The 17,718-nt window shown below is 72.5% G+C and carries 15 protein-coding genes and 1 tRNA gene; 8 read left to right on the top strand and 8 right to left on the bottom strand.

Annotation, left to right across the window (positions count from 1 at the left end; genetic code table 11):
• Positions 1-89 precede the first annotated feature (89 nt).
• Positions 90-560 (top strand): cupin domain-containing protein, encoded by a 471-nt coding sequence (locus JL106_RS07955; protein ID WP_205260167.1) that lies wholly within the window; start codon positions 90-92, stop codon positions 558-560.
• Here the strand turns inward: JL106_RS07955 and JL106_RS07950 are convergent, their stop codons facing one another.
• The 4 genes from JL106_RS07950 to JL106_RS21980 form a co-directional block, all read right to left on the bottom strand.
• Positions 561-1,577: a pirin family protein gene (locus JL106_RS07950; RefSeq protein ID WP_205260166.1), complete on the bottom strand. Its 1,017-nt coding sequence runs from the start codon at positions 1,575-1,577 to the stop codon at positions 561-563.
• A gap of 51 nt (positions 1,578-1,628) precedes the next feature.
• Entirely contained in the window at positions 1,629-2,744 is a 1,116-nt protein-coding gene (locus tag JL106_RS07945; RefSeq protein WP_205260165.1) for a CE1758 family FMN-dependent luciferase-like monooxygenase, read from the bottom strand.
• A gap of 168 nt (positions 2,745-2,912) precedes the next feature.
• The gene (locus JL106_RS07940) at positions 2,913-3,494 is read right to left on the bottom strand and encodes a DUF1003 domain-containing protein (RefSeq protein ID WP_205260164.1); all 582 of its coding nucleotides are present in this window, start codon (positions 3,492-3,494) and stop codon (positions 2,913-2,915) included.
• A complete protein-coding gene (locus JL106_RS21980; protein ID WP_205260439.1) occupies positions 3,487-4,860 on the bottom strand; it encodes a magnesium transporter MgtE N-terminal domain-containing protein in 1,374 nt (457 codons plus the stop codon). The genes JL106_RS07940 and JL106_RS21980 overlap by 8 nt, the downstream gene beginning before the upstream one ends.
• A gap of 216 nt (positions 4,861-5,076) precedes the next feature.
• Between JL106_RS21980 and JL106_RS07930 the strand changes: the two genes are divergently transcribed.
• From JL106_RS07930 to JL106_RS07905, 6 genes are all read left to right on the top strand, one after another.
• Complete coding sequence (locus JL106_RS07930; protein ID WP_236007099.1) at positions 5,077-6,093, top strand: FKBP-type peptidyl-prolyl cis-trans isomerase; 1,017 nt, start codon at positions 5,077-5,079, stop codon at positions 6,091-6,093.
• A gap of 174 nt (positions 6,094-6,267) precedes the next feature.
• Positions 6,268-7,116 (top strand): thioredoxin domain-containing protein, encoded by an 849-nt coding sequence (locus tag JL106_RS07925; RefSeq protein WP_205260163.1) that lies wholly within the window; start codon positions 6,268-6,270, stop codon positions 7,114-7,116.
• A gap of 132 nt (positions 7,117-7,248) precedes the next feature.
• A tRNA-Ala gene (locus tag JL106_RS07920) sits at positions 7,249-7,321 on the top strand.
• 323 nt (positions 7,322-7,644) lie between these two features.
• Positions 7,645-9,381: an aa3-type cytochrome oxidase subunit I gene (ctaD, locus tag JL106_RS07915; protein WP_205260162.1), complete on the top strand. Its 1,737-nt coding sequence runs from the start codon at positions 7,645-7,647 to the stop codon at positions 9,379-9,381.
• A 96-nt stretch (positions 9,382-9,477) separates the two neighbouring features.
• Positions 9,478-10,740 (top strand): phosphoserine phosphatase SerB, encoded by a 1,263-nt coding sequence (gene serB, locus JL106_RS07910; RefSeq protein ID WP_205260161.1) that lies wholly within the window; start codon positions 9,478-9,480, stop codon positions 10,738-10,740.
• On the top strand, positions 10,737-11,651 hold the full coding sequence (locus JL106_RS07905; RefSeq protein WP_205260160.1) for a peptidyl-tRNA hydrolase: 915 nt from the start codon (positions 10,737-10,739) through the stop codon (positions 11,649-11,651). Before serB ends, JL106_RS07905 begins: the two co-directional genes overlap by 4 nt.
• Positions 11,652-11,672: 21 nt before the next feature.
• On the opposite strand, the gene JL106_RS07900 is transcribed toward JL106_RS07905, so the two are convergent.
• Positions 11,673-12,134, bottom strand: coding sequence for a PPOX class F420-dependent oxidoreductase (locus tag JL106_RS07900; protein WP_205260159.1), 462 nt, complete (start codon positions 12,132-12,134; stop codon positions 11,673-11,675).
• A gap of 304 nt (positions 12,135-12,438) precedes the next feature.
• On the opposite strand from JL106_RS07900, the gene JL106_RS20830 reads away from it, so the two are divergent.
• Complete coding sequence (locus tag JL106_RS20830) at positions 12,439-13,707, top strand: mechanosensitive ion channel family protein (protein WP_205260158.1); 1,269 nt, start codon at positions 12,439-12,441, stop codon at positions 13,705-13,707.
• A 42-nt stretch (positions 13,708-13,749) separates the two neighbouring features.
• Here JL106_RS20830 and JL106_RS07890 read toward each other — a convergent pair whose 3' ends face one another.
• From JL106_RS07890 to JL106_RS07880, 3 genes are all read right to left on the bottom strand, one after another.
• The gene (locus JL106_RS07890; RefSeq protein WP_205260157.1) at positions 13,750-15,696 is read right to left on the bottom strand and encodes an alpha-amylase family protein; all 1,947 of its coding nucleotides are present in this window, start codon (positions 15,694-15,696) and stop codon (positions 13,750-13,752) included.
• A gap of 63 nt (positions 15,697-15,759) precedes the next feature.
• Positions 15,760-16,392, bottom strand: a complete 633-nt coding sequence (locus JL106_RS07885; RefSeq protein ID WP_328841749.1) for an isochorismatase family protein — start codon at positions 16,390-16,392, stop codon at positions 15,760-15,762.
• Positions 16,393-16,405: 13 nt separating this feature from the next.
• Complete coding sequence (locus tag JL106_RS07880) at positions 16,406-17,701, bottom strand: nicotinate phosphoribosyltransferase (protein WP_205260156.1); 1,296 nt, start codon at positions 17,699-17,701, stop codon at positions 16,406-16,408.
• Between the last annotated feature and the right edge of the window lie 17 nt (positions 17,702-17,718).

Below are 17,718 nucleotides of genomic sequence, written 5' to 3'. Positions count from 1 at the left end.
TGATCACCAGGACCGCTCATGCTGCCATCCGGGTGGCGGAGATCACCGCGTGGGTGGTCGCCGCGACGGTCGGATGGTCTGATCGGACGGTGACCCGTCCCGGAACCGACCATCTCTCCGCCGCCGAGATCGTGGCGCTGCTGGACCTGCGGCCGCTGCCGGTGGAGGGCGGGATGTTCGCCCAGACCTTCGCCGACGAGCACGGCAGCGGCATCTACTTCCTGGTCGCGCCGCCGCAGTACTCCGCGCTGCACGTGCTGGACACCGCCGAGGTCTACCACCACTACGCCGGCGCGCCGCTGGCCATGCTGCTGTTGTGGCCGGACGGGCGGACCGAGACGCCCGTGCTGGGCAGCGACCTGCGCGCCGGTCAGCGACCGCAGCTGCGGGTGCCGCCGGGAGTGTGGCAGGGCTCGTCGTCGACCGGGGCCTGGTCGCTGGTCGGCACCACCCTGGCCCCGCCGTGGCGGGACGAGGCGGTGACGTTCGCCGGGCGGGACGAGCTGACCGCGCGCTGGCCGCAGGCCGCGGCCCGCATCGCCGAGCTCACGCCGTCGTGATCAGCTCGGGCGGGCCCGGCGCGGGGTGAGCCGCACGCCGGGCAGGTCCGGCGCCGGGATGCGTGCGCCGTCGTGACCGGTCACGGTGCCGTACCGGGCGGCGGCCGTGCCGGAGGCGACCGACTCCCAGTCGGTCCGGGCGGCGGCGATGTCCTCGTGGCTGCGGCCGATGAAGTTCCACCACATGACCAGGTCGTCGGTGAACGGAGTGCCGCCCAGCAGCATCACCGTGCCGGCGCCTGCCACGGCCAGCTCGATCCGGTCGGCCCCCGTCGGCAGCACGTGGAGGTGCCCTTCCGACACCGGTTCGCCGTCCACCCGGACCGAGGTACCGATCGGCAGCACGGCGTGCTCGAACGCCGTGTCCACCGGCAGCGTGGTCGTGACCGGCCCGTCCGCGACGATCTGGGCGCCGACCAACGGTGAGTGCACGGTGGCGGGGGAGGCGACGCCGGCGAGGGTCCCGACCAGCACGGTCGCGGTGACCATCTCCGGCGTGCCGGACTGGTCGATCGCGGGCAGCTCGACCGTCGGCAGGTCGCCGTGGTGCTCGAACGCGGCCGTGACTGCACTCATGTCGCCCGGCAGCGCGAGCCAGAGTTGCAGCCCGTGCAGGGTGGTGGCCGCCTCGTCCGGCTCGCCGGCGACCTGCTGGGAGATCTCGGAGTGGGCGACGCCCGGGCCGGCCGTCATCAGGTTGAGCTGCCCGGGCCGCACCCACACGTCGCTGCCCAGGCTGTCGCGGTGCCGGACCGCGCCGGCGAAGAGCCAGGTCACCGTCTGCAGGCCGGTGTGCGGATGCGGCAGCACCACCATCGGGGCCGGGTCCGGACCGAAGTGGTCCACGAAGCACCACGCGCCGACCGTCGGACGCCGCCGGTGCGGCAGCGTCCGGGCCACGGTGATGCCGCGGATGCCGCCCAGCGGAACCAGACGGGGCTCCAGGGTGAGTGCCGTCCCGGCCTCAGTCCGGACGCCGGCCGGCCCCGTCACTGCGGTCGCCTCGAGATTGCTCATGCTCGGTCACCCTCCATCGGTCGGGCGGTCATCCGGTGCGTCATCGGGCGGTCACCGACCGGCCGGGACCAGCGCCTCGGCGCTCTGCTGCTCGGCCTGCCGTCGGGCCACCCGCTCGGCGTGGCTGGGCGGGTCGGACGGCACACCGGCCGGGCGCTTGGCGTCGAACTCGCGGCGCAGCACCGGGGCGATCTCGCCCAGCTGGTCGAGCTGCTCCAGCACCGTCTTGAGCGGCAGGCCGGCGTGGTCCATCAGGAACAGCTGGCGCTGGTAGGCGCCGAAGAAGTCGGCGAACTCCAGCGTCCGCTCGATGACCTGCTGCGGACTGCCGACGGTCAACGGGGTCTGACGCATGAACGTCTCCAGCGACGGCCCGTGCCCATACACCGGCGCCACGTCGAAGTACGGCCGGAACTCGGTGATCGCGTCCTGCGACCTCGGCCGCATGAACACCTGCCCACCCAGCCCGACGATGGCCTGATCGGCGCGACCATGGCCGTAGTGCTCGAACCGCTGCCGGTACAGGTTGATCAGCTGGATGAAGTGCTCCTTGGGCCAGAAGATGTTGTTGGCGAAGAAGCCGTCGCCGTAGAAGGCGGCGATCTCGGCGATCTCGGGCGTGCGGATCGAGCCGTGCCAGACGAACGGGGCCACGCCGTCCAGCGGTCGGGGCGTCGCGGTGAAGTTGCGCAGTGGGGTGCGGAACTGGCCCTCCCAGTCGACGACGTCCTCGTCCCACAGTCGGCGCAGCAGGTGATAGTGCTCCAGGGTCAGCGGCACCGCCTGGCGCATGTCCTGTCCGAACCACGGGTAGACGGGTGCGGTGTTGCCGCGACCCAGCATCAGGTCGGCCCGTCCGTCGGACAGGTGCTGCAGGGTGGCGTAGTCCTCAGCGATCTTCACCGGGTCGTTGGTGGTGATCAGCGTGGTCGAGGTGGACAGCACGATGCGCTCGGTCCGCCCGGCCAGGTACCCCAGCATGGTGGTCGGCGAACTCGGCACGAACGGCGGGTTGTGGTGCTCGCCGGTGGCGAAGACGTCGAGCCCGACCTGCTCCGCGTGCTCCGCGATCGTCATGATCGCCTTCAGTCGCTCGTGCTCGGTGGGGGCGACGCCGGTGTGCGGGTCCGGGGTGACGTCCCCGACGCCGAAGATGCCGATCTGCATGTCTGACCTCCTGCAGCAACCGGGACCCGTCCGGGCGGGTACGAGCCGGCGAGCGCGTACTGGACACGTCAACTATATGGTCGGACGCGATGTTCCCGGTCGCTCGATCGGGCGTCGTGCACCACCAGCATGGCCCGGTCGCCGTGCGGGGACCGGGCTCCGACCGGGTCAGGTCGGCGTGACCGGTGACTCCGGGCCGTCGACGGTGACCGGCCGCTTGTCGGCCTTGGCCTCCGCCTTGCCTGGCTTCTTGTCCCGCCGCTTGGGCGGCGGGACGCCCTCACTGAGCGCGTCCAGGTCGGCCCGCAGCCGTTCCAGCTCACCCCGCAGGTAGTCACGGGTGGCCACCTCGCCGACGGCCACCCGCAGTGCCGCCAGTTCGCGGGCGATGAACTCGGTGTCGGACTTGGTCTGCGCGGCTCGCTGCCGGTCCTCGTCCAGGATGATCCGGTCCCGATCGTCCTGACGGTTCTGCGCCAGCAGGATCAACGGGGCGGCGTAGGCGGCCTGGGTGGAGAACGCCAGGTTCAGCAGGATGAACGGGTACGGGTCCCACTGCAGGGACAGCGCCGTCATGTTCAGGATGATCCAGACGATGACGACCAGGGTCTGCCAGAACAGGTAGGTCCCGGTCCCGAGGAACCGGGCCAGCCGTTCGGACCAGGCGCCGAACGAGTCCGGATCGATGTCGAGCGTGAACCGCCCCCGGCCGCGGGGCTGATCCAGCCGCCGTGTCCTGCCCTCAGGCATGTCCCACCCCCGCGTCGCTCAGGTCCTGGTCCGGGCCACCGTCGGCGCGGGCCCGGCGTGCCCCGGTGGCGGGGGTCCGCTTCGGGCGGCTGCCCGTCACGCCCACCTCGTCCTCGTCCAGACCGCTCTCCCGCCAGTCCTCCGGGAGCAGGTGATCCAGCACGTCGTCGACGGTGACCGCGCCCAGCAGGTGCTCCTCGTCGTCGACCACCGGGGCGCAGACCAGGTTGTACGCGGCGAAGAAGCGGGTCACGTCAGTGAGCCGGGCGTGGGGGCCGAGCCGGGCCACGTCCGGATCGAGTGCCCCGGCCACCAGCTCGAACGGCGGCTCCCGGAGCAGCCGCTGGGTGTGCACGCAGCCCAGGTAGCGACCGGTCGGGGTGGCCTGCGGGGGGCGGCAGACGAACACCATCGACGCCAGCGCCGGCGTCAGGTCGGGGGAGCGGACCCGGGCCAGCGCCTCGGCGATCGTGGCGTCCGGGGCCAGCACCACGGGCTCCGGGGTCATCAGGCCACCGGCGGTGTCGTAGCTGTACTGCAGCAGCCGCCGGACCGGCTCGGACTCCTCCGGTTCCATCAGCTCGAGCAGGCGCTCCTTGATCCGTTCGGGCAGCTCGGCCAGCAGGTCGGCCGCGTCGTCGGGGTCCATGGCCTCGAGCAGGTCCGCGGCGCGGGCCTCGTCGACGTGCGCGAGCAGGTCCTTCTGGTCCTCCTCGGACATCTCCTGGATGAGGTCGGCCAGCCGCTCGTCGGGGAGGGCGTCGATCACCTGGTGCCGCTGGTGCTCCGGCATGTCGCGCAGCGTGGCCGCCGCGTCGGCCGCCCGCAGTCCTTCGAAGGACTCCAGCAGCTCCTGGGTCGGCCGGATGGACGAACCGCTGATGTCACTCAGCTCGGTGCCGCGGACGTCCGTCCAGGACAGCACCTGCAGCGGGGCGCGTCGGCCGATCCGGCCGGACCGCTCGCGCACCGCCAGTTTGGCCACGATCCAGTCGCGGGTCCGGGTGCGCTCGATGGCGGCGTCCAGCACGGTCGCGGCGGCGGCGGTGGTGGCCAGCCGGACTCGTCGGTCCAGCAGCTGGCCGACCAGCCGGATCTCGGTCGGGCGTTGTTGGAACGGCCGCAGGCTGACCGAACCGGTGGCCAGGGCCACCGCGCGGGCCTCCAGTGAGGTGATCCGCAGCATCGGCACGAAGATCTGTCGCCGGGTCGGCAGTTCCACCACGACGCCCAGGACGCGCGGCGGCTTGCGGTCCAACCGCAGGGCCGCGACCACGTCCCGGACCTTGCCGATGGACTCGCCGCCCGGCCCGTAGACCGGCAGTCCGGCCAGCTGGGAGACGAAGACGCGAGGGGAAGCCACGATCCGTCAGCCTAGGCCGCGCCCGTGTCCGGTCCCGGTGCCGACCGGCCGGGTCGTCCCCGCCGACGTGACGCACGGTTCACAGTGCCTTGCCGGGAACGATGCGTATGGTGGCCCGCGGCTGTCGCCCGGCTGCGCCGGTCGGCCGCACTGATCTGTCGGAGCGACGCGCCGGACTCGCGGACCGCGCCTCCGACCACGACCGGAAGGTGTCGTTCCATGCGCGTGCGCGCTGTCCTGCTCGCGATCCCGCTGCTCCTGCTGGCCGCCTGCGGCTCCGGCGGCGACAGCACCGAGACGACCGCGACGGGGACCACGAGCAGCAGCGCTGCCGCCACGCTCGGCCCCACCGTCCCGCCGGCCACCGCGGTGGCCGACCCGGTGCCGGCCGACCAGATGCCCACCGTGTCGGGCGCGTTCGGCGAGAAGCCGACGCTGACCTTCCCCGAGGGCAGTCCGCCGTCGCTGCAGCGCGTCGTCCTCAGCGAGGGCACGGGGCCGATGGTGGAGTCCAGCGACTGGCTGGTGACCAACTACCTGGGTCAGATCTGGGGCGGCGAAGTCTTCGACAACTCGTACGACCGCGGTGCCACCAGCACCTTCCAGATCGGGGTCCGTGCCGTGGTGCCCGGGTGGGACACCGGCCTGGTCGGCGTGCCGGTGGGCAGCCGGGTGCTGCTCAGCCTGCCGCCGGCCGACGGGTACGGGTCCGCCGGCAACAGCGGCGCGGGCATCGGCGGCACCGACACGCTGGTCTTCGTGGTCGACATCGTGAACGCGATCGGGCCCGACCAGGGCGGTCAGGCGGATGCCACCCCGGAGCCGACCCCGGCCGGCGCGCCGGAGATCTCCGGCGCCCTCGGCGCCCGGCCCAGCATCACCATCCCGGCCGGCCTGGCCGAACCGACCGAGCAGAGCGTGGCCGTACTGGCCCGCGGCACCGGCGCGCCGATCGTCGACAACTCCCAGGTGCTCGCCCAGTACGTGGCCGTGGACTGGACCGGCGAGTCCGCCGGCAGCACCTGGCCCGCCACCGAGGGCGAGAACCAGACCACCGGTGGTACCGGACCGCAGCAGTTGCCGGTCCAGGCCGGCACGCCGTTCGAGGGACTGGTCGGGGTGCCGCTCGGCAGTCGTGTGCTGGTCACGATCCCCGGACAGGCCGCCACCACCGGTACCTCCGCCCAGCCGGCCCAACCGGCTGTCGTCGCGGTGATGGACCTGCTGGCCCAGTGACCCGGAGGCCGGCCGCTCCGGCGGTCGGCCTCCGGTGTCGGACACTCATCTGCCGCTCATCGGATGCGGGCAGAGTGTCCACGTCGTCCACGCGACGCGCGGGTCCGCGCGCGCCGGAGGACGCCCGGTGCGGTTCGCCGTGCTCCGGGCCGCGACCGGGCGGAGGGACCCCCGGTGAGCAGGAGGGAAGACCACGTGGCCAAGTCCAGCCAGCCGCCGAGCGGGCAGCAGCCCGGCGACCCCGACCCGGCGGACGGACCGGACGGTGCGCAGCCGGGTCGGGTGTCGGTGGCGGCGGAACGTTCCGGTCGCAACCGCACGCAGGGCATCGTCCTGCTGGTCGTGGTCATCGTGATGGTCGTGGTCATCGTGGTCGGGGTCTTCCTGTACCGCTCCGGCACCCAGGTGCAGAACGACGGCTACGGCCGCGCGACGACGACGACCGCCACGGTCCAGGACGGCGCCATCACGGTCGCCGCGCCGGGTGCGGCCGGGAACCCGGACGTGCCGGTCCTGGACGTCTACGAGGACGGGCTCTGCCCGATCTGCGCCGACTTCGAGGAGCAGTACGGCCAGCAGCTCGCGCAGGCGCTGGACGAGGGCCGGGTGGTGGTCCGGTACCACTTGCTGACGTTCATGGACGGCCAGTCGGCGTCGGGAAGCTACTCGACCCGCGCGGCCGCCGCCATGACGTGCGTGGCCGAGGAGGCCGGCGCCGAGCCCGGTGTCTTCGACACCTTCCACGCGGCGCTGTTCGCCGACGACACCCAGCCGGACGAGGGCGGCGCCACCGACCTGACCGACCGGCAGCTCGCCGACCTGGCGTCCGGCGCCGGAGCCGGAGCCGCCGCGGACTGCATCACGTCGGGCAGTCAGGTCCCGGCGGCCAGCGCGGCCGCCGAGTCCGGCCGAGTCGCGCTGCAGGCCGCCACCCAGCGGGTCGCGACGCCGACGGTGCTCCGGGACGGCCAGGACGTGCCCTGGTACAACTCGACGTCCTGGCTGCCCGACCTGCTCGGCTGACGGTCCGCCACGGCACCGGCGGTGCACCGGCCGGTGCGCGCCCCGCTCGGCCGCGGAAGCACCCGGAACCGCGCTGACCAGGCGATTTGGGACCGGGACGGCGGGTTGCTAACCTGTTCCAGCATTCACCGCGGGGCTGTGGCGCAGCTGGTAGCGCACCACACTGGCAGTGTGGGGGTCAGGGGTTCGAGTCCCCTCAGCTCCACCCGCGAACGGAAGGGCCCCGCCTCAGGTGGGGCCCTTCCGTCGTTCCGGGTCCGATCCGGCGGCGGACCCACCCGCTCCCGGGCAGGCTCCGCGATCGGGGCACCCACGTGGTTCCGGTGCAGCGGCCCGCTGGCGGGCGTGGGACCGGCTCACCGGAGCCCGGTCACCGACGGTCCGCGACGCTCCGGACACGCGCTGCGTCCAGGGGATTCGCAGGTTGTCCGGCCCGGAGGGCGAGTTCTACAGATTGTCGGACTAAGCTGCTTCTCACGTGGGTCCCACCTACGTCTCGCCAGTGCGCCGACCTGCTGGAGGGTCTCCTTGACTGCCGTCGCCCCACGTCCCGTGGTGACCAGGCCGTACCCGGCCGCACGGTCCCCCCGAGGCAGCAAGTTCCTCGGGTACCTGAGGACGACCGACCCCAAGGTGCTCGGTCAGATGTACATCACCACCGCCTTCTTCTTCTTCATGGTCGGCGGCGTGATGGCCCTGTTCATCCGGGCCGAGCTGGGTCATCCGGGGATGCAGATCCTCTCGCCCGAGCAGTACAACCAGATGTTCACCATGCACGGCACGATCATGTTGCTGTTCTATGCGACGGCCATCGTGTTCGGGTTCGCCAACTTCGTGCTGCCGCTGCAGATCGGCGCGCCGGACGTGGCCTTCCCGCGGCTGAACGCCTTCTCGTACTGGTTGTACCTCTTCGGCGCCACCATGGCCGTCGCGGGCTTCTTCACCCCGGGCGGTGCCGCCGCGTTCGGGTGGACCGCCTACCCGCCGCTGTCGAACATCGAGCACTCGCCCGGTGTCGGTGGCGACCTGTGGATCCTGGGCCTGGCCGTGTCCGGTCTGGGCACCATCCTCGGTGGCGTCAACATGATCACCACGGTGATCTGCATGCGCTGCCCGGGCATGACGATGTGGCGGCTACCCATCTTCACCTGGAACATCCTGATCACGTCGATCCTGGTGCTGATCGCGTTCCCGATCCTCACCGCGGCCCTGTTCGGGCTGCTGGCCGACCGGCATTTCGGAGCGCACGTGTTCGACCCGGCCAACGGCGGGGCGATCCTCTACCAGCACCTGTTCTGGTTCTTCGGGCATCCCGAGGTGTACATCATCGCGTTGCCGTTCTTCGGCATCGTGTCCGAGGTCTTCCCGGTCTTCAGCCGCAAGCCGCTGTTCGGCTACCGCGGTCTGGTCTACGCCACGCTGTCGATCGCCGCGCTGTCGGTGGCGGTGTGGGCGCACCACATGTTCGCCACCGGTGCGGTGCTGCTGCCCTTCTTCTCGTTCATGACGTTCCTCATCGCGGTGCCGACCGGCCTGAAGTTCTTCAACTGGATCGGCACGATGTGGAAGGGGCAACTGACCTTCGAGACGCCGATGCTGTTCGCCTGCGGCTTCCTGGTCACCTTCCTGCTCGGCGGGTTGACCGGCGTCATCCTGGCGGCGCCGGCGCTGGACTTCCACGTGTCGGACTCGTACTTCGTGGTCGCGCACTTCCACTACGTGCTCTTCGGCACCATCGTGTTCGCGACGTTCTCCGGGATCTACTTCTGGTTCCCGAAGATGACCGGGCGGTTCCTGAACGAGGGTCTGGGCAAGTTCCACTTCTGGACCACGTTCATCGGCTTCCACCTGACGTTCCTGGTGCAGCACTGGCTGGGCGCCATGGGTTTCCCGCGGCGCTACGCGGACTACCTGCCCACCGATGGGTTCACCACGCTGAACGCGATCTCCACCATCGGCGCGTTCGTGCTCGGGGCGTCCACGCTGCCGTTCATCTGGAACGTCATCCGGTCCTACCGGTACGGCGAGATCACCACCGCCGACGACCCGTGGGGCTACGGCAACTCGTTGGAGTGGGCGACCAGCTCCCCGCCGCCGCGGCACAACTTCCTGTCGCTGCCGCGGATCCGCTCCGAGCGCCCCGCGTTCGAGCTGCACCACCCGCACATGATCGAACGCATGCGGACCGAGGCCCATCCGTCCCGGGACTGGGCCCCGCTGCAGGAGGCCGAGTCGAGCCCGCACCTGCAGATCCCGCAGCGCTGACGGTCCGCTCGTCCCGCGCGTCAGTCATCCCCACCCCGGCCGCCTGCTTCACCAAGCAGGCGGCCGGTGGTGTGTTCCGCCCGAGAAGGTGCACCGATGGAACAACAGGCCACAACCGCACGAACCACTCCGGACGACGGTGTCGTCCCGGGCTGGCAGGTGCTGGTCACCGTCACCGGGCCGGACCAGCCCGGCGTCACCGGCCGGGTGCTGAGCACCCTGGCCGGGCACGGGGTGGAGGTGATCGACATCGACCAGGCGGTGATCCGCGGCATGCTCACGCTGGGCGTGCTGGTCATCGCGGCCGACGACCCGGCCGACGCCGAATCGGCCATCGGGTCGGACGTCCGGGCGTCGCTGGACGGGCTGGGCATGACCGTCCGCGTCCAGATCGACGAACAACAGGCACCGTCGCGCCCCACCACGCACGCGGTGGTGGTGCTGGGTCGACCACTGCGGGCAGCGGCCATGGGTGAGCTGGCGCTCCGGCTCGGCACCATCGACGCGAACATCAACGCGATCACGCGCCTGGCCGACTACCCGGTCACCGGGTTGGAGCTGTCCGTCTCGGCACCCGACGACGACGCCCTGCGGGTGGCGACCGCCCAGGTGGCCGCGGCCATGGGGGTGGACATCGCGGTGGAACGGGCCGGCCTGGAACGACGGGCCAAGCGGCTCATCGTCTTCGACGTCGACTCGACACTGATCACCGGTGAGGTGATCGAGATGCTGGCCGAGCACACCGGGGCGCTGGCCGAGGTCGAGCACATCACGGCCGCGGCCATGCGCGGCGAGCTCGACTTCGAGGCGTCGCTGCGGGCCCGAGTGGCCATGCTGGCCGGGTTGGACGCCGGCGTGCTCGACGAGATCGGCCGCGCGCTGCCGCTGACGCCGGGGGCCCGCACCACCGTCCGGACCCTGAAGCGCCTGGGCTACCGCTGCGGCATCGTCTCCGGAGGCTTCACCCAGGTGGCCCGGCACCTCGTGGCCGAGCTCGACCTGGACTTCGTCGCCGCCAACACCCTGGAGGTGATCGACGGGCGGCTCACCGGCAACCTGGTCGGGGACATCGTCGACCGGGCCGGCAAGGCCCGGGCGCTGACCCGGTTCGCGCTGGAGTCCGGGGTGGCCCTGAACCAGACCGTGGCCGTGGGGGACGGGGCGAACGACATCGACATGCTCACCACCGCGGGCCTGGGCATCGCCTTCAACGCCAAGCCGGTGGTGGCCGAGCACGCGGACACCACGCTGAACCAGCCGTTCCTGGACCCGGTGCTGTTCATCCTGGGCATCAGCCGCGAGGAGATCGAGGCGGCCGACGTCGCCGACGGGTCGTTCCGCCGGGTGCCGCTGGCATGACCGCCGACCCCGCCCCCGACCGCGTGGCAGCCGCCGACGCGGCTGCCGATCCCGGCGACGGTCGCATCGGAGTCGCGTTGGCGCCGCTGCGTGACCGGTACGCCCACTGGATGGGCATGCGGCCGGAGGAGGTGTTGGCCGACCGGGACGAGGCGGTCGAGGCCGTGCGGGCCATGCAGCTGGTGCTGCGGATGGAACGCGTCGCACCGCCGGACTGGTCGGCCGCGCTGGTGGCCGCCGCGTCCGGGGCGGCCCGGGTGTGCCTGGACCCGCGGGCCGAGCCGGGCGGGCCCTGGTTCGAGGCAGTGAGCGACTATTGCTCGGGCTCGATCCGCAAGGTGACTCGACGGGCCCGGGCCGGGCACTGGGACGCCACCGGCGAGCTGCCGGGGGTGACCCTGGCTGAGGACCTGCCGGTCGCCGCCGGGTCGGCGGGTGGGATCGGTGACCGGGTCCGGGCCGAGGTCCGGGTGCTGGTGCCCGGGCCGGTCGAGCAGCTCGACCCTGGGGTGTCCCGGCTGCAGGTCGGGGGCACCGACGTGCCGGAGGGCCCGGTGCCGGACGCCACCGGCATCGATCCGGCGCACTGTCTGCAGGTGTGGCTGCCGGTCGAACCGCGGATGACGCTGGGCAAGCTGATGGCCCAGGTCGGGCACGCCGGCATGATCGCGGCAGCGTTGCTGGCCGCGGACGCGCAGGACGGCGGCGATCCGGATGCGCTGCGCCGCTGGCGGGACGCCGGCTGCCCGGTGCTGCTGCACGGCCGCACGCCGCACTGGGACGCGCTGCTGGCCGGCACCGGCGACGCCGCCGCGGCCTGGCGCGACGGACGCAGGCTGGCCGTCCGCGACGCCGGGTTCACCGAGATCGACCCGGGCACCATCACCGTGCTGGCCCGCGCACCCCGCTGAGGGTCTCCGGGCGGTCCCGGCTCAGGCCAGTCGCGCCGGGAATCCGCCCGTGGCGATCGGCGACCAGGCGGTGGGCGTGATGCGGATCAGGCACTTGCCCTGGTCGACCATGGCCTGCCGGTACTCGTCCCAGTCCGAGTGCTCCCCGGAGATGCATCGGAAGTACTCGACCAGCGGCTCCACCGCGTCCGGCAGCTCGATGAGCTCGGCCGTGCCATCCACCTGCACCCAGGCGCCGTTGAACTCGTCCGACATGACCAGCACCGACGCCTTCCCGGTGCGGCCGACGTTGCGGGACTTGGCCCGCTCCGGGTAGCTGGAGATGACGATCCGGCCCTCCTGGTCGACGCCGCCGGTGACCGGCGACGACTGCACCCACCCGTCCTGCCGGACGGTGAGCAGGGCCATGTGGTGACGGGGGCGGACGAACTCGAGCAGTCCGTCGCGGTCGACGGTGGTGGTCGTGGCGATGCTGCGCGGCATGAGGACCCTTCGCGGTCGGTCGGACGGTCGCGGGTTCCCATCCTGCCCGGCGGGATGCGCCGATGTGGACAGGGTCACCATCCGGGCGTTGCGGGTGGAGATCCGGACCCCGCTTCGGCACGGTGGAGGGACGACCCGGGCCGCCGCACCAGGCAGGCCGCCCGGATCAGGCTCGTCGGCGAGCCGGCGGTGGAGGTGTCCCGCCGGATGCCGGACGTCCTGCGCATCCCCGACCTCCCGACGGTGTCCCCACGCACCGCCGAGTCCTGCCGACATCCAGCCGACGACAGCGAAGGGAGCTTGAGTGGAATCCGACGAATCGATGGTCTGGGCCACCGACACCTGGGCCGGCCTGGCCCTGTGGACCGCGATCGGGGTGGTCGCCGCCCTCGCCGTGAGCGTCGTCCTGCACCTGGTGGTCAGGCGGGTGGTGCGACGCAAGCCGGGAGCCGGGCAGTCCATGCGGCGCGTGCGGCTGCCGCTGCGGATGCTGTTGATCACCATCGCGCTGCAGCAGGTGCTGAACACCAGCGCCGTGCTCGGTCCCTGGCAGGGCCCGGCCCGCACCGTGATGATGCTGGTGGTGCTGGCCATGGGTGGCTGGCTGGCGGTGGCGCTCGTCCACATCTTCGAGGACGTCACCCTGCACAGGTTCCGGATCGACACCGTCGACAATCGCAAGGCGCGTCGGGTGCGCACCCAGGTCAGCCTGCTCCGGCGGGTCGCGGTGGCGGTGATCGTCATCCTGGTGATCGCGACCATGCTGCTGACGCTGCCGGGCGCCCGGCAGGCGGGCGCGACGATCTTCGCCTCGGCCGGCGTCATCGGCATCGTTGCCGGCCTGGCTGCGCAGTCCTCGCTGTCCAACCTGTTCGCCGGCCTGCAGCTGGCGTTCACCGACGCCATCCGGGTGGACGACGTCGTGGTGGTGGAGGGCGAGTGGGGCCGGATCGAGGACATCACGCTGACCTACGTGGTCATCGCGGTCTGGGACGACCGGCGGCTGATCCTGCCGTCGACGTACTTCACCAGCACGCCGTTCCAGAACTGGACCCGCACCGAGTCCAAGCTGCTCGGCACCGTCGAGCTGGACGTGGACTGGACGGTGCCGCTGGACGCGCTGCGCGCCGAACTGGACCGGGTGCTGGCCGCCTCCGAGCACTGGGACGGCCGGGTCGGCGTCCTGCAGGTCACCGACGCGACCAGCTCGCTGGTCCGGCTGCGCGCGCTGGTGTCGGCCGTCGATGGGCCGACCGCCTTCGACCTGCGCTGCGAGGTGCGGGAGGCGCTGGTCGGCTTCCTGCAGCGGCACCACGGGCACGCGCTGCCCCGGGTCAGGGTGGACCACGGGGCTCCCGATCGCAGCGGCGCCCGGCCCGCCGGCCCGAGCCACGACGGCACGGACGGGCTCATCACGGTCGGCTCCGGTCAGGCCGAGTTCCAGGCCGCGCGGGCGGGGCTGGGCCAGCCGCGGCTGCCGTTCCAGAGTGTCCGGATCGACGGCACGCCGGGCACCAGCGGCCTCGACGGGATCGGGGTCACGGCCGGCGACGGCGGATCGGGCCGGGGCTGACCCGACCGATCCAGCCGGTCACCGGGCCGGTCAGCGGGCCGGTCAGCGAGCCGGACGGGTGAGCCAGACGGCGGTCCACGGGGCCAGCCAGAGGTTGCCGTCCGGCCCCGCGGCCACGTCCCGCCCGGCCAGGTGGTCGTGGCCGGTGCCGTGCGGATCGGTGACCCCGAGCTCGGCCAGCCGGTGCCCCGGCCAGGGACGCCACTGCCCGGTGACGTTGGCCAGCTGCAGCAGCGGACCCACCGGGTGCTGCCGGAGCACCGGGAGCACCTCCGGGTCGGCGAGCTCGGGCACCGTCGCGGCGACCGAGGCGTCCAGGTGGGGCAGCGTGGCCCGCACCCTGGCCAGGTGGGCCAACCCGCGGAACACCCGGCGGGACGGGTGATCCGGGTCGTCCGGGGCAGCGATCCGGTCCAGTCGGGGCCGGTGCGTCCAGCGGTTGTCCCGGTCGTGGCCCGGCTCGGATGCCCAGTCCGGGTCGTTCGTGGCTGCGAACTCGTCCCCGGACCACAGCACCGGGACGCCGCCCCAGCCGAAGACGATGGCGTGCCCGAGCAGGATCCGGGCCACCGCGTCGTCCCAGGTCGCCGGATCGTCGGTCAGTCCGCACAGCGACGCGGTGGTGCCGCTGATCCTGCGGTCCCCGGTGGCCGGGTTGGCCTGGAAGACCAGTCCGTGCGCGGGGGAGCCGGGGAACCCGCCGGAGTACCAGTCCGACAGGAAGGCGCGGTGCGCGCCGCCGGACCAGCCGACCGCGGCGGCGTCGGCGTCGTCGATCGCCCAGCCGATGTCGTCGTGGCAGCGCAGGTAGGTCACCCAGGCGGCGCTGGCCGGGATGGGCGGGATGGCCCGCAGCGCGGCCGCGGCCAGCCGCGCGTCGGAGGTGGCCAGGGCTGACCAGATCTGCACCATGAGCGAGTTGTGGTACGCCAGGTCGCTGACCTTGCCGTGGTGCACGCCCTGCCCGAGGTAGGCGACCAGGTCGGCCGGGGCGACGATCGCCTCGGCCTTGAAGGCCAGCGCCGGGCACGCGATGCGGGCCAGCGCCCGCAGCGCCTGGGTGATCGAGTGCACCTCGGGCTGGTTCTGGCAGTTGGTGCCCAGCCGTTTCCACAGGAACGCGATCGCGTCGAGCCGCATCACCTCCACCCCGAGGTCGGCCAGGAACAGGACCAGGTCGGCGTACTCGACGAAGACGTCCGGGTTGGCCCAGTTCACGTCCCACTGGAAGGCGTTGAAGGTGGTCCACACCCAGCCGCCGAGCTCGTCGTCCCAGGTGAAGTTGCCGGGGGCGAAGTCGGGGAAGACCTCCGGCAGCGTGCGTTCGTGGGCGTCCGGGCCGGTGCGGTCGTCGAAGACGTGGAAGTACGCGCGGTGCCGGCGGTCCCCGTCCCGGGCCGCCGCCGCCCAGGGGTGCTCGGCCGCCACGTGGTTCAGGACCAGGTCCAGCACCAAGCTGATCCCGGACCGTCGCAGGGTGGTGGCCAGCGCCCGCAGGTCCTCGACGGTGCCGAGGTCGGGCCGCACGGTGCGGTAGTCGGCCACCGCGTAGCCGCCGTCGCTGTCACCCGGTCGCGGCTGCAACAGCGGCATCAGGTGCAGGTAGGTCACGCCGAGCTCGCGCAGGTGGTCAACCTGCTGGGCCACCCCGGCCAGGTCGCCGGCGAACCGGTCGGCGTAGGCGGCGTACCCGACCATGCGCGGCGCGCCGATCCACTGGTCGTCCAGGGTGCGGACCAGGTCGAGGCGGCGCAGCTCCGGGTCCCGGGAGGCGAAGGCCCGGGCGGCCAGCACGACCAGGCGGTGCTCGAGGTCGCGCAGCGTCTCGGCGTCGCGGCCGACCTCCGGGCCGTACACGGCGGACAGGCCGGCGTGCAGGTCCGGCCACCAGTGGTCGAGCCGAACGGCGAACAGCTCCCGGTCCGCCGCCGGGCAGCCGGTCAGCGGGTGGTCGGCCCAGTGGTGGACGATCTCGGGAGCGCTCCGCATCCCGGCAGTCTCACCGATCGGATCCAGTCGCGCCGGTCCGGCGGTCGGGTCAGGTCCGGAGGTTCAGGTGTCGAGGACGGTGACCCCGGCCGCCCGCATCTCCGCCACCGCCCGCTCGGTGTCGCCGGGACGCAGCTCGACGAACCGGGTCAGCGCCAGCGGCACGGTGGTGGGGTGGCCGTGTGCCACGGCGTCCAGGGCGGTGGCCTTGACGCACCAGTCGCCGGCCAGCCCGACCACGGTCACCTCGTGCACGCCGCGTTCGGCCAGCGCCTCGGCCAACCCGGTGGGCGCGTGCCGGCCGGACGGCAGGTGCAGCACCGAGAACCCGGAGTAGGCGTCCTCGGGGCCGTCGCCCTTGCGGATCAGCGGGTCCCCGTCCCGGATCTCGGCGGCGATGTCCGGGTGCAACTCGGCGCCGGCCGAGTCGTGCACGCAGTGCACCGGCCACAGCCCGCCGTGCTCGGCGAAGTGCGGCGTGACCGCCGGGTGCCAGTCCTGGGTGAAGGCCACGACGTGCCCGTCGCGGCGGAACCGGCGGATGAGCTCCACGATGGGTGCCACCGTCTCCGGGCCGCCGGCCACCGACAGTGATCCGGCCGGGTCGACGAAGTCGTGCTGCATGTCCACCACGAGCAGTGCCCGCGGGCCGTCGGGTCGAGGAGCGGTGGGGAAGTCGGTCACGGGGTCGGTCACGGCAGGGTGCCTCTCAGGAGAACGCGAGGGTGGTCGGCAGCGCGGGCTCACCCGAGGACAGCTTCAACCCCTCCCAGGGCAGGCTCACCATGGCCGCCCGCAGGTGCTCACGACTCTCGGCCAGCGTGGGAAGCCCGCTCACCGGCTCGCCGCCGCGCATCAACGGGACGGTCAGCACCCGGTCGTGCTCGCCCAGGTCGGGGTGCGGTCCCGAAGCTCGGAACACGACCTCCTCGGTCGCCGTGCCGCTGGGTCGGATCCGCCGCAGCGCCTGCTTGTGGCCGCCGTGCGAGACCTTGTTGGTGCTGCGCTTCTCCACCGGTCGGCCGTCCACCTCGGACAGCTTGTAGACCATCCCGGTGGTGGGTGCCCCGGATCCGGTCACCAGCGACGTGCCGACTCCGTAGGCGTCGACCGGTTCAGCGCGCAGCGCGGCGATGGCGTACTCGTCGAGATCGCCGGACAGCACGATCTTGGTGCCGGTGGCGCCCAGCCCGTCCAGTTGGGTCCGCGCCGCCCGGGCCAGCACGCCCAGGTCCCCGGAGTCGATCCGCACGGCGCCGAGCTCCGGCCCGGCCACCTCGATCGCGGTGGCGATGCCCAGGGTGATGTCGTAGGTGTCCACCAGCAGCGTGGTGCCGGTGCCGAGCGCGGCGACCTGGGCCCGGAACGCCTCGGCCTCCGAGTCGTGCAGCAGCGTGAACGCGTGCGCCGCGGTCCCGCTGGTCGGGATGCCGTACCGCCGCCCCGCGGCCAGGTTGGACGTCGAGGTGAAGCCGCCCAGGTACGCCGCCCGGGCGCACGCCACCGCCGCCTCCTCGTGGGTGCGGCGGGACCCCATCTCGATGAGCGTGCGCCCGTCGGCCACCGAGCTCATCCGGGCCGCCGCGGAGGCGATGGCGCTGTCGTGGTTGAGGATCGACAGCACCAGGGTCTCCAGGATGACCGCGGTGGCGAAGCTGCCGGTGATCGTCAGGACCGGTGAGTTCGGGAAGAACAGCTCGCCCTCGGGATAGCCCTCGATGTCCCCGTCGAACCGGTAGCCGGCCAGGAACTCCAGGGTGCGGTCGTCCAGCACGCCCTGCAGCGGGGCCAGGTCATCCGGCCCGAACCGGAACGCGGTGACCGCATCCACCAACCGACCGGTCCCGCCGACCACGCCGAACCGCCGGCCGGTGGGCAGGCGCCGGGTGAACACCTCGAACACGCAGTGCCGGGCGGCGGTGCTGTCGGCCAGCGCGGCCTGCAACATGGTCAGTTCGTACCGGTCGGTGAACAGCGCGGTGGAGCCGGTGGCGGGCGCAGGCATGACGGCAGCCTAGAGAC

This window comes from Nakamurella leprariae (genome assembly GCF_016918035.1).
Taxonomy (GTDB): Bacteria; Actinomycetota; Actinomycetes; order Mycobacteriales; family Nakamurellaceae; genus Nakamurella; species Nakamurella leprariae.
The sequence above is the reverse complement of the archived record's forward strand: the minus strand, read 5'-3'. Positions and strand labels throughout refer to the sequence as shown.